This is a genomic window from Lactiplantibacillus sp. DA1 (assembly GCF_032681335.1).
Taxonomy (GTDB): Bacteria; Bacillota; Bacilli; order Lactobacillales; family Lactobacillaceae; genus Lactiplantibacillus.
The window spans coordinates 118541-131402 of the sequence record NZ_JAWHTQ010000009.1 but is presented as its reverse complement, the minus strand read 5'-3'; the positions used below and the strand labels follow the sequence as shown (position 1 = coordinate 131402).

Below are 12862 nucleotides of genomic sequence, written 5' to 3'. Positions count from 1 at the left end.
CACCATGCCCCCAACTGAAATTTAAAAGTTAACCGCGACTCTTGCCTCCCGCAACATTAATCGTGACCCCGGTAATGTAACTAGCACGTTCTGATAATAAATAGTTAACGGCATCGGCAACCTCAGACAGTTTGCCGCTTCGACCAAGCGGTGTCGTTGATGTACTCTTATAGCCTGCCCTAATATCATCGACAGTTTTATGCCGGGTATAAGCCAAAGCTTCTTCATATGATAGTGTTCTTAAACCTGTTGCCTCCATAATTCCCGGTGCAACACCAACCACTCGAATATTGTGCTCACCTAATTCTTTAGCCCACGAACGTGTAAAACCATTAATAGCACCTTTAGTTGCCGAATAAACACTTTGTCCTTGTGAGCCCTCAAGCCCAGCCTCAGAAGACATATTAACAATAACGCCGTATTGCTGCTTTTCGAATTGATGGGTAACTGCCTGTGATACAAGAAAGACACTCTTCACATTAACGGCAAACATTTTCGCAAAATCCGTTTCTGTAAATTCATACTTCCCGTGAGGATCTTCTGCATCGGCCAATAAACGCGGCATGTTAATACCAGCATTATTTATAAGTCCATCAATTTTTCCTTGTTCATCAACAACTTTGGTAACTAACTGATTAACCGCTTCTGCATCCGTGACATTTGTTCCAACAAAGTGTAAATTAGCATCTCGTTGATCACCTTGATTAAGGTCTGCATTATAAACAACCGCTCCGTTATTCAATAATTCAGTTACAATTGCCTTACCAATACCGGATGAACCTCCAGTAACAACGTATACCTTACCCGAAATATTAATCCATGAATTATTCATCAAAATCGCTCCTTAATCATTTCTTTTCTTCACAGATAAATATATACGAAAGCGCATACATTATTAATGCACACTTTTTTCATTGGCCTTTTAAATTGATGAACTAACAATTCATCGAACATTTAAATGTCTGGTATGAACTATAAATATTATGCTGTATTATTTTGCTTATTGCCATACCATAAAGTAGCTTTTATATTCATCCATTCTAATCAATCAGAGCAAAAAATAGAGTCACTTTATAGGAGCATGCGACTCCTTCAAAGCAACTCTATTAAGTAATTTTATTTTCAATCAAATCTTAAATTGTCACCGTAACAGCTGCCGCCGCAATAATCAGCACCAGCCCACCAATCGTGACCCACATTTCTTTGGTGGTTTTCTTTTGACCTAAGAACCAAATCCCGGTCAAGGTTGCCAATACAACGGATGTCTGTGACAGGATAAAGCCAGTAGCTAATCCGTTCATATTTGGTTGTGCGGAAATTAAGTACGTTAACGCTGCAAACGCAAAGAAGAAACCTGAGATGATGTGCGTGTATGACACCCCTTCAACGAGGGCTAACTTTTCGCCGCGTGATGCTAAGAACAAGGCATATACGATCGAAACAATGACCATCCCAATCGCTTGTGGAACAAACGCCTCCTCCCCACCAATGCTCGTTGCTTGGGGAGCAGCTGAGTAAGCCCAGTATCCGATTTCACCAACTGCTAACCAGATAACGGCTTGGCGTAAAGTCCGGGCGTTACCCGCATCCTTATGTTCAGACCACACTGTCAGCCAGGCACCAATGATAATTCCAACTAAGGCTAGACCACCCAAGACTTTGTCCGTTGCCCCAGGCCAGTCACCTAAGGCGAAAACGCCCCACAGCGATGCTCCCAACAGTTGGAAGGCCGTCGTAATTGGCATCGCTCGTGATGAACCAACCATCGTAAATACTTTGAATGTCACAATCTGAGCACTCGCCCAACCAATTCCTGATAGAATTGAAAACCAGAGATTCATACCGCTTGGAAAAGCAATCCCTTGTGTCCAAGCATAAATCAAGGCAAAGATTAACGTGCCAATGGTCGAACCTAAAATCTGGTTAACGGGCCGACCACCAATTTTAGAAGCAATCGTGGGGTATAAACCCCAACCAAGTAACGGCCCTAAGCCAATTAGTAAAGCGGTAGTATTCATTCCAATCCCTCCATTAATCGCCAACTACTTTAAAAAGTAACGCCACTTTCCAACAGAATGTTTGAATAAGGTGTCATTTCACCAGTCCGAACAAAGGCCTTGCAGTCAGCCAGGTCCTTCTTCATCTCTTCATGCGGAATGAAGGTAACTGGGGTGTCTGGTAAGCGCTTCTTGATGGCGGTCAACATCTTAGGATTTTGAACTTTAATTTCTTCAGCCAGATAGATTCGTTGTACTTCAAGCTCTTCCAAGACGTTATTCAAGACTTGCATAAAACTAGGAATACCATTATCAACGGCTAAATCGATTTTTTCAGTTGAACTTGGTACTGGCATACCAGCATCACCAATACTCAACTTATCAAAATGACCCATCGTCGCAATAACCCGTGACAAATCTGAATTAATAACTTTTGTTTTTTTCATAATTATTTACCCTCCGCGGCTGTAATTTCATTTTTATAAGGAATTGATGGTTGGGCACCAAAACGTTGCACCGCAATTGATGACGCCCGATTACCATAACGAATCGCATCTTCAAGATTACTAAAATCTTTATTTAACACACTACTCATTGCACCGATGAAAGTGTCACCAGCTGACGTTGTATCGACTGCTTCAACTTTGAATGCCGGAATAATACCATGTCGCCCATCAATATCATAAAAGGCACCCTTACTACCAATCGTGATAATAACTGCTGAAATACCAAGGGCGTGTAATGCCGCCGAAGCCTTCATCATGCTGGCTTCATCCGTAATTGCGATCCCAGTTAAAGTTTCAGTTTCGGTCTCATTTGGTACAATCATGTCAGTAACTGCTAAAAGTTCAGCGGGGACCTTTTCCATTGCTGGTGCTGGATTTAAAATTGTTTTAACGCCTGCAGCTTGCGCAATTCTAAAAGCTTCGACCGTGCTATCTACAGCGCTTTCAAATTGAGCAACCACAAAATCACTAGCCTCAATGATATCCCGATGAACTTTAACGTCATCCGGTGTAAACGCCATGTTAGCACCACCATGAATCATGATTTGATTTTCACCGGCATCATCAACAGTTACGTAAGCCTGACCCGTTGATTGGTTAGTCATCTTTGTGATTCCAGCAAGATTGATTTTTTCTTGCGTCAACAAGTCAAGCATCGTTTTACCAGCATCATCGTCACCAACTGCACCAATAAAATGCGTCTTTGCTTCTGAACGTTGCGCTGCGACAGCTTGGTTCGCACCCTTACCGCCACCAGCGGAGAAAATCTCCTTAGTATGGATCGTTTCACCAGGTTTTGGCATGTTCTTAACGCGAATCGTCCGGTCTAAATTAATACTCCCAATTACGGTTACCGTATTCATAATAGTACCTCCAATAGTTGAATTCATCTGAATTGTTTTTTATTAAAACGTTTTATGAAAACGTTTTAATAACTCACAAAAAATATAACACATCTGAATTATTAATTCAAATGTGCCGTTGAATTTCTTTCAATTAATTTAACCGGTAAGTGGTGTTCTTCCCATGGCTGCTGGGGATTAGCAATGCGATCGAGTAACTGATTAGCAGTCGTTTGACCTAATTCAAAGATTGGCTGCGCGATCGTTGTGAGTTGCGGCACCACGTACTGGCACATCTCTACATCATCATAGCCGACAACGCTGTAATCAGCTGGAATTTGGCGTCCGTGTTCTGTCATTCCCAAATAAACGCCAAACGCAATCTGATCATTAGCTGCAAAGATGGCTGTGACCGGAGTCTTTAGAATGGCTGGAACCACTTGCCGACCGCCTTCCTTTGATAATGGGGTCGCAATAACGTGAACAGCCGACCGCGAATACACACTGTAAAACCCACTGAGCCGCTTTTGCACGTTAGCTGACGGTTGTGCCGGAATGAGAACAGCAACTTGCTGATGGCCTAAATCTTTCAGATGCTGAGCAGCTTGCCGACCACCATCATAGTCATCAGTCAAAACAGAATCACTGAATCCTTCCGCACGCTTTTGATCTAAGACAATGAATGGATGACCCTTTTGCCGTAGAATATCATTAATCGCAGTATTAGAAACAGCTGAACTCGCGATAATAAAGCCATCCACACCCCGGCGACTCAATTCATCCAAATAGACACGTTCTTTGTCTTCATCCAGATCAGCATTACACAACATCGTGATGAAATTTTGCTGATACAAGACATTTTCAATTCCCCGAAGCAGCTCACCAAAAAAAGGATTTCTGATATCAGGCACGAGGACACCAATCGTTTTGCTCGTCTTCTTAATCATCCGCTGGGCAAAATAGTCAGGTTCATAATGCAACTCGTCTCTAGCTGCTTCCACTTTAGCAACCGTCGCTGCGCTAAATTTATCACCATGACCGTTTAAAATTTGTGAAACGGTCGCAATTGAGCGCTCTGAAAGGCGCGCAACATCTTTAATTGTGACTGCCTTGTTCTTCATCGGCTTCCCCTCCGTAAAATTAACTCTTGCATCATTGTAGCCTAGAACGCCGAATTTTCCTAACTGAATCTCGAAAAATATTAGTACATATATAAGTATATCTATATAGTGTATTGACCAATAATTTATCACATCAATTATACTTTTACTTAACATCTGAAAACAAGTACTTGCAAAACTTTACAAAAAAGCCCCCGCTATCCCAAGCGAGGGCTTCCCTTAATTCACAAAGGGCTATTTTTCAGTACCTTGGCCGTCCCATTCACGTTCAATGATTGCCTTTAATTCACTGATTAAAGGTTCGCGTGGGTTAGCGGTCGTGCATTGGTCTTCATAGGCCAGTTCGGCTAATTCGTCGACGGTGGCGTCAAAGTGCTTCTTTTCGACCCGGTTGGCTTTCAAGGATAAGGTCACATCCATTGAGTGAGCCAAGTCAATGTAAGCTTTAACTAAGCTTTCTTTGAGTTCTTCGTCGGTCTTGCCTGGTAACCCTAAGGCCCGGGCAATGTTGGCGTAGTCGGCTAAGGCAGTATTGTGGTTGTACTTCGGCCACATTGCTAACTTCGTTGGGATTTCAGCATTGTAACGAACGACTTGCGGATAAGTGATTGCAATCGCCAATCCGTGTGGTAAGTTGAATTCCCCGCCTAACTTGTGGGCAATCGAGTGGTTGATACCCAAGAAGGCGTTGGCAAAGGCCATCCCAGCTAACGTTGACGCATTGTGCATCCTCTCACGAGCCATCTTGTCACCATCATAAGAAGCTTTCAAATACTTAAAGGCTAATTGCAAGGCTTGAATTGACCAGCCGCGTGTGAAGTCAGAAGCCATCGTTGAAACATATGCTTCGGTTGCGTGGGTAATTACGTCGAGGCCAGTCCAAGCCGTCGTGCGCTTTGGTACCGTTTCAACAAATTGTGGATCAACGATCGCAATATCTGGTTGCATTGCGTAATCTGTGATCGGGTACTTGACATGTGTCTTGGAGTCCGTAATAACCGCGTATGGCGTTACTTCAGAACCAGTCCCAGAAGTCGTTGGAATCCCAATATAAGTTACTTTTTCAGATACTGGTACTTTGTACGTCCGCTTCCGGATATCCAAGAACTTCTGTTTAGCACCTAAGAAGGAAGCTTCTGGGTGTTCATAGAAGAGCCACATCCCCTTAGCGGCGTCCATTGCAGAACCACCACCGAGTGCAATGATTGTATCTGGCTTAAAGGCCTTCATCCGGGCAACCCCTTTGTAGACCGTGTCAGTCGACGGGTTCGGTTCAACTTCTGAGAAGATGTCGATATCAACCGGATCAGTCCGCTTATTCAAGACCGCCGTTACTCGGTCAGCATACCCAAATTCAACCATCCCAGGGTCACAAACTAGGAAAACCTTTTTAATCCCAGCCATGTGTTCCAAGTAGCGAACGGAATTGCGTTCGAAGTAGACTTTGGGAGGCATTTTGACCCATTGCATGTTATTACGCCGTTTTGCCACAGTTTTGATATTAATCAGATCCATATCTGTAACGTTATGAGAAATCGAGTTGCCACCATATGATCCCGTGCCCAGAGTTAATGAAGGCGCCATGTTATTGTAGATATTACCTAACCCACCAACTGAAGATGGCGTGTTAACTAAGATTCGGCAAGCAGGCATTTGTAAGCCAAATTCCTTGACCAATGCATCATCGGTCGTATGAATTCCAGCAGTATGGCCTAAGCCACCATAGTGAAGTAATTCATTAGCTCGTTTAAACGCTGCTTCATGCGAATCCGCTTTGTAAACGGTCAAAACTGGTGATAATTTTTCGCCGGATAATGGGTACTTGATACCGACACCATTAATTTCGGCAATCAAGACCCGGCAATCCTTAGCGACATCTTTCAAGCCAGCCATTTGTGCAATCTGATAAGCTGTTTTCCCGGCAACTGGACCACGAACCGTGTGCCGATTAGGATCAATAACAGCATCACTCAAGGCTTGCACATCTTTAGGTTTAACGTAGTAGCAGCCCAAACGAATAAATTCAGCTTTAACTTCAGCATAAATTTCTTTATCAATAATGGCACTATTTTCAGAAGCACAAATCATCCCATTATCAAACGTCTTCGATAAAACAATGTCGTTAACCGCCTGCTTAATGTCAGCTGTTTTTTCAACATACGTTGGGCCATTACCAGGACCAACGCCTAATGCTGGCTTGCCTGATGAGTAAGCGGCTGTCACCATGCTAGGGCCACCAGTAGCTAAGATTGTCGCAACATCCGTATGGTGCATCAAGGCGTCAGTTGCTTCAATACTTGGGTGCTCAATATATAAAACAGCATCAGCTGGACCACCAGCAGCTTTAATGGCTTCTCGCATCACTTCAGCAGCTGCAGAACTACATTTCTGAGCTTGAGGATGGAAACCAAAGACGATCGTGTTACGACCCTTCAACGAAATCAAAGTCTTAAACACCGTCGTTGAAGTTGGGTTGGTCACTGGTGTTACCCCAGCGACGATACCAACTGGTTCAGCAATTTCCATTAGTTGCTCTTCATCGTCTTCTTTAATGACGCCAACCGTCTTATCATGGCGCATGCTATTCCAGATATATTCACTGGCATAGATGTTCTTAATTGCCTTATCTTCAACAACACCCCGACCAGTTTCTTCAACGGCCAACTTGGCTAACTTCATGTGATTATCTAGTGCCGCAACAGCAACTTTTTCACATAGATCATCAATTTGTGCTTGCGTGTAATCTTTCAAAATTGCTAACGCTTTTTTAGAACGTTGAACTAATTGATCAACTTCGCTGGTAACTTTGGTAGTTTGGTCTTTTTCTGTTTTTATCATGAAGTGTTTCCTCCGTTCAATTCCTTTGTGAATTAATTTACAAACTTCATTATAGCCATCCTTGCTCATAATGCAACAATAAATCATAAATTAATTTAATAAAATTGCTTTGGTTTGTACGCAAACGCCGGTTAATCAGGTTTTATACCAAAAAATATTTTTAATCGTTAAGTTCACTAATGAACAAACAGTCATAAAAAAACAGCTGTAGCTCATTCATCAAGAACATCGCTACAGCTATTTGTCATTTTAAATTCAACTAGTCACACCATCGGTCACTGGCAGTAATTACCGTGTTATCGATACCGTTTTCGTTAACGAACCACGATGACCGAAATCGGCGCTTTGCGTGCTAACCGCGGACCAATGGCACCAGCAATCTTAGAATGTGCGAATTCAGTATCCGCCCCTGTGACTAACAGGTCTGGTTTAAATTCTGGAATGACTTGTTCCAAAATCACATCATCAACATCCCCACCTTCATAAACTAGGGGTTCGATTTGCTTAACGCCGCGTTGTTCAGCAAGCTGAACATATTCAGCAACTACTTCTTCTACGTGTTTACGTTTGGCCTGGATTTTTGACGGTGTTAACGAATCAAAAATATTGATATCTTCACTTTCAAGCACCGAACAAATACCCAACGGAACATCATAATCGCGGGCCAAAGTCGTGGCATACCGAAAGGCACGTTCCGAAGAGGTATTATCATCTTCGTCAACAGTCAGCAAAATGCGCCGATAAACGAGTGGCTCTTGCATTTTTTGATTTTCCATAGTTAGTTAATCTCCTCATTGAATTGAATTGATATTGACCACTGTCATTATACCAGTTTCAAGTCTTAAACGGGACCATTTATCATTACTTGCAAGGCAGTTGATAACCACCTTGCCAGCTTGCTTAACACCGTTATTTAACCGCCACCGCCATTTCCTCATTGCAAGGACATGCTTCCGACTAAGATCACATTTAAAACTATAACCGGCCTATTTATTCGGCAATGCACGCAAAGTCTGTTTAAGCCAATTTACATAGTAATCCTCACGACCAATTGCGTGCTGCAAAATCAAGTAATGTCCATAATGTTGCTTAGCCATGGCTGGTTGGGGAAAGAGCGTCGCCAAACGTTGCTGTAAGTGTGTCAGCTTAGCATTATGCAGTGCTAGCTGTTCGTGTAACATCGCAGGTAACCGCGGATCATGATTAGTCTGAATAAAATATAATTTCAAAATAAATTCATCTTTGGTTGCAGTTAAGTCGGGCGTTCCGATACTAATCCATTCATGTAACAACTGGCTACCGCTAGTCGTAATATGATAAAGTTTTTTTTCTAATTTTTCACCACTGATCGTAATTTCATGGGTGACATAGCCCTGTTCTTCTAACCGTTTTAGTTGCGGATAGATCTGACTGTGTTGGGCCTGCCAAAATTCACCAATTTCGTCGTCAAAAGCCTTGGTTAGATCATAGCCAGTTAACGGTTGCTGGTTTAACAGTCCTAGAATAATAAATTGTAACTTATTTTTTTGCGCCATTGGAAATTCCTCCTTGACGATTCTTTGATAACAGTATACACTAACCTTGTTGTTTAAAACATGTAATAAGTTACATGATTTAAATGACATAATCAATTTAAAGAAGGTAATTTTAATGACTAAAACTTTTAAAACACTTGATGACTTCCTGGGAACTCACTTCATTTACACTTACGACAATGGCTGGGAATATGAATGGTACGCCAAGAACGATCACACCGTTGACTACCGAATCCACGGTGGGATGGTTGCTGGTCGCTGGGTGACTGATCAAGCAGCCGACATCGTCATGTTAACTGAAGGGATTTACAAAATTTCTTGGACTGAACCAACCGGGACTGACGTTGCACTAGACTTCATGCCAAATGAGAAAAAGTTACACGGTACCATCTTCTTCCCAAAGTGGGTTGAAGAACATCCTGAAATCACCGTTACTTACCAAAACGAACACATCGATTTAATGGAACAATCTCGTGAGAAGTACGCAACTTATCCCAAATTAGTTGTGCCTGAATTTGCTAATATTACTTACATGGGTGAAGCCGGCCAAAACAATGAAGATGTAATCAGCGAAGCACCTTACAAGGAAATGCCCAACGATATTCGTAACGGCAAGTACTTTGACGAAAACTATCACCGTTTAAACAAATAATGTTTCACGTGAAACATTATGATACTCAAAAAATATTACAAGCGTTTTTTCACCTTGCACTGTTTTAATTATCTAAGATAATATATCTTAGCATTCATAAAAAAGGCCTTCATAAATGCAATTAATTTATGAAGGCCTTTATTTTAATTTTTTAGCTCATTTATTATTCGGTTACATTTAATGCCACCTGTCCCAGTCCGGCATCAAAATCAGCCCGCCAGTGTCCCGCTGTCAAATGTGGCGGCAACACAAACGTTCCCGATGAGACTCGCTGGCCAGCCGTCAGTGTTTTTCCTTGAGCTGCAAGCTTGCCAACTAACCACTGCAATGACTTAAGAGGATTCCCCAACACTTCACTCGCTTGACCAGTCTTAACCGTCTTACCATCATGAACCAACGTACACTTAGGCGCCGCAACTGCGTCAACTGAAGCAAATAGCTTGTCAGTCGCCTGTTCGGTTCCATACACCACTAGACCACCGACTGCAGCATCAGCAACTACTAGATTCTTGGGCAAATCCGGAAACCAATCGGTGAACCGTGAATCTGGCAATTCAAGTCCTGGTGCAACAGTTGTTTTTTTGCCATAAATCTGTCAATGAATCGGTCGCCAGCAGATCTTCCCTAGCCTTAAAGACCAGTTCAACTTCGACTAACGGATCCATTAACTGTCCCCGGCGAACCGTTGCCGGGGCCGCTAAGAAGTGATCAGCAACCTGGGCACCATATAGTGGCGTGTGTGCGTCAAACATCTTTTGGGTCTCTGCACTAGTCAACGAAACTTTGTACCCACCGACCGTTTCTTGTTTTAAAGCCGTTAACGCAGCTTGGACTCGGTACGCAGCATCTTCGTCAGCGACACTACTCGTGAAGTCAGTCATTTTTAACGCGTGGTGTGTCTGATAAGCCGTAAATAGTTGTTGTGCAACTTGTGTTTCTGTTTCTGTGGTGGTAGTTGTCATAATAAAACCTCCAATATGTGTTTGTGCCTGGATATCATACTTATATGTGTTTATGATGACGGATAAGCGATACAGCACTATATTCATCCGTCACCATTAATCTAGCCGTAACTTCATTATCTGATAGGTACCGACATCGCTACACCACGCTAGGATATACCAAATAGACTTTCCTAAATTCACGGGTCGGTATTACCACTATTTCTTATCTACTATGTGTCATTAAAAAATGACGAATGTATCATCAACGAAACTATGTGTTTTTCATTTGATAAAGCCTATCTGTACCTTCTATCAGTGTTGCTATGTGTTTTTGTCATGCCTAACTTATTCTATGTGTTACTCGAGGAGCAGCTCCCCGTGCGACTAGCTACCACTGCCCACACTTGTTGGTAACTAGTCACCTGAATGTCCGATTTCATACTCCTCACCACCTTTAAATAACAAAAGACGCCCTTTAATCAACTCTTCTAATGAGTTAATTAAAGGACGTCCAAAACGGGTTACCACCTTTATTCGCGACTACCTCACAATAGTCACCTTAGTACGTACAGCAATTGCGATACGCCGGTACATTAATGGGTACCATCCAACGCCTTCTCCAACTTATTTCGGGGCGCAACTCCAAGGTGATCTATGTTAAATGGTATTGACTGCCTTGCACCAATCCACAGCTCGCTAACTAACCAGTTTAACACCGTTCCTTATCACGGTTTTTAATCTAAATTTAATTAATGATTAGATTTTAGCGCCAGTTTATCACAATGTCAACCGTTAAATTAAAAATTAATTAGATTAATCTGCTGATGGCGTATCCTTCGTCAAATCGACTAATGCCACGTACTGCTCAGTGTGCGTATCTCGTAACGTGTAATTTGGCGGTAGTGCGTCCGCATCCGCCTTAACAATTTGAAAGCCTACTTGCGCATAAAATTGCAACGCATTTTCATTGGCCATTACACACTTTAACGTTAGTGGCGCTGTCGCATATTGCCGCATTTCAGCTAATAATCGCTCACCTACTTTTAAATGGCGAAAGGCCGGTGCTACAAAAAGCAAATGAATAAAATTGGCTAGTCGGTATAAGGAGCAAAAACCGGCGCGTTGACCATCAATCCACGCAACTAACACAAATTCGCCACGGCTGTCATCGATAAAATCTTGTAATTTAGGATTGACGACCCATGGAAAATCCTGCTGCCGGTCCACTAAATAAATTTTGGCTAACGCTGCTTGATCCGCAGCCGTTGCCGGTTTTATCTCAATTCGTTTGGTCATCCTGCGACCCCTCCCCCATTTGATTGTTCTCATTATGACGTTAGTTGACTGCAATTACAAACAATCGTTAACCTAATGTAACTGATAGTGGTAGCTTTCCCCCACCGACTAGCGGTATAATATTAGCCAATACTTTCACCATAATGAAAGCGGGGAAAAAATGAAAACCGCAATTGTAACGGATAGCGCAAGCTACCTATCAGCGGTCGACGTTGAAAAGTATCATATTCACGTCGTCCCAATTACTGTTATTTTTGGCAAACAAACCTACTTGGAAAACCTTGAAATAACTTCCAAGCAATTTTACGAGCGCATGCGTACTACCCCTGAACTGCCGACAACCACTCAAATCACGCTGGGACAGATGCAAACGACTTATGACCAACTGGCAAGTGAGGGCTATGATGCTGTCATCAGTATTCATCTTTCCTCAGGAATTACCAGTTTCATTACCAACCTTGAAAGTTACTTACCGAACGTGACTAACATCAAGGTATATCCTTTTGATTCGTTAATTACAGCAGCCGGTGAAGGTTACATGGTCCTTCTAGCGGCCAAACTAATCGCTGAAGGCTATGCACCCGAACAGGTACTTGCCCAACTGACAAAGATTCGTGAGACAACCGGTGTTTATTTCGTCGTTGACAATCTCAGCCATCTTGTTCGAACCGGCCGCCTATCCAACGCATCAGGTCTTGTGGGCAACTTACTACGAATTAAACCCGTTTTAACGTTCCAAGATGGTAAGATCGTTGCAATTCAGAAAGAACGCACGATGCGCCGCGCCTATAGTGCTATTAAGGCCAAGTTAGCTGCTGCCATTCAAGCGGCTGACTACCCATTGCGAGTCACCATCGAAACCGGCAATAATCCCGAGCTACAAGCTGAATGGACTGCTGATTTAAAAGCTAGTTTTCCGGATCTTACCATTGACGAAGGCGAGATTGGTCCCGTCGTCGGTGTCCACGTTGGCGAAGGTGTCATGGGCTTAATCTGGGCGCGCGATTGGGAAAAATGGACAGTTTAACGAGTACTTAAATTTTGCTCATTAATTAATATCTATACTAAAACAACTTTTGCCGATCATCGAATGCTGATCGGCAAAAGTTGTTTTTTTTACGGCTATTAGTT

Annotated in this window: 11 protein-coding genes and 1 pseudogene; 2 read left to right on the top strand and 10 right to left on the bottom strand. The window is 42.6% G+C overall.

What is annotated here, in order from left to right; all coding sequences use genetic code 11:
• Positions 1-28: 28 nt before the first annotated feature.
• The 8 genes from RXV91_RS14090 to RXV91_RS14055 form a co-directional block, all read right to left on the bottom strand.
• Positions 29-832: an SDR family oxidoreductase gene (locus RXV91_RS14090; protein WP_021730308.1), complete on the bottom strand. Its 804-nt coding sequence runs from the start codon at positions 830-832 to the stop codon at positions 29-31.
• 301 nt (positions 833-1133) lie between these two features.
• Positions 1134-2018 carry a ribose/proton symporter RbsU gene (gene rbsU, locus RXV91_RS14085; protein ID WP_316440376.1) on the bottom strand — a complete coding sequence of 295 codons (885 nt, stop codon included), beginning with the start codon at positions 2016-2018 and terminating at the stop codon, positions 1134-1136.
• 29 nt (positions 2019-2047) lie between these two features.
• Entirely contained in the window at positions 2048-2443 is a 396-nt protein-coding gene (gene rbsD, locus RXV91_RS14080; protein WP_316440375.1) for a D-ribose pyranase, read from the bottom strand.
• 2 nt (positions 2444-2445) lie between these two features.
• On the bottom strand, positions 2446-3366 hold the full coding sequence (gene rbsK, locus RXV91_RS14075; protein WP_316440374.1) for a ribokinase: 921 nt from the start codon (positions 3364-3366) through the stop codon (positions 2446-2448).
• A 101-nt stretch (positions 3367-3467) separates the two neighbouring features.
• On the bottom strand, positions 3468-4466 hold the full coding sequence (rbsR, locus tag RXV91_RS14070) for a ribose utilization transcriptional repressor RbsR (protein WP_316440373.1): 999 nt from the start codon (positions 4464-4466) through the stop codon (positions 3468-3470).
• Positions 4467-4700: 234 nt separating this feature from the next.
• Positions 4701-7304: a bifunctional acetaldehyde-CoA/alcohol dehydrogenase gene (gene adhE / locus RXV91_RS14065; protein WP_316440372.1), complete on the bottom strand. Its 2604-nt coding sequence runs from the start codon at positions 7302-7304 to the stop codon at positions 4701-4703.
• Between the two features lie 314 nt (positions 7305-7618).
• On the bottom strand, positions 7619-8080 hold the full coding sequence (locus RXV91_RS14060; protein WP_021731151.1) for a universal stress protein: 462 nt from the start codon (positions 8078-8080) through the stop codon (positions 7619-7621).
• Between the two features lie 210 nt (positions 8081-8290).
• Positions 8291-8839: a PadR family transcriptional regulator gene (locus tag RXV91_RS14055; protein ID WP_316440371.1), complete on the bottom strand. Its 549-nt coding sequence runs from the start codon at positions 8837-8839 to the stop codon at positions 8291-8293.
• A gap of 115 nt (positions 8840-8954) precedes the next feature.
• On the opposite strand from RXV91_RS14055, the gene RXV91_RS14050 reads away from it, so the two are divergent.
• Positions 8955-9491 carry a phenolic acid decarboxylase gene (locus tag RXV91_RS14050; RefSeq protein WP_021731148.1) on the top strand — a complete coding sequence of 179 codons (537 nt, stop codon included), beginning with the start codon at positions 8955-8957 and terminating at the stop codon, positions 9489-9491.
• A gap of 163 nt (positions 9492-9654) precedes the next feature.
• Here the strand turns inward: RXV91_RS14050 and RXV91_RS14045 are convergent.
• Together RXV91_RS14045 and RXV91_RS14040 are read right to left on the bottom strand one after the other, a co-directional pair.
• Positions 9655-10453, bottom strand: a pseudogene (locus RXV91_RS14045) (2-keto-4-pentenoate hydratase).
• Positions 10454-11248: 795 nt separating this feature from the next.
• Positions 11249-11731: a GNAT family N-acetyltransferase gene (locus RXV91_RS14040; protein WP_316440370.1), complete on the bottom strand. Its 483-nt coding sequence runs from the start codon at positions 11729-11731 to the stop codon at positions 11249-11251.
• A gap of 160 nt (positions 11732-11891) precedes the next feature.
• Between RXV91_RS14040 and RXV91_RS14035 the strand changes: the two genes are divergently transcribed.
• On the top strand, positions 11892-12758 hold the full coding sequence (locus RXV91_RS14035; protein WP_316440369.1) for a DegV family protein: 867 nt from the start codon (positions 11892-11894) through the stop codon (positions 12756-12758).
• Positions 12759-12862: the final 104 nt, after the last annotated feature.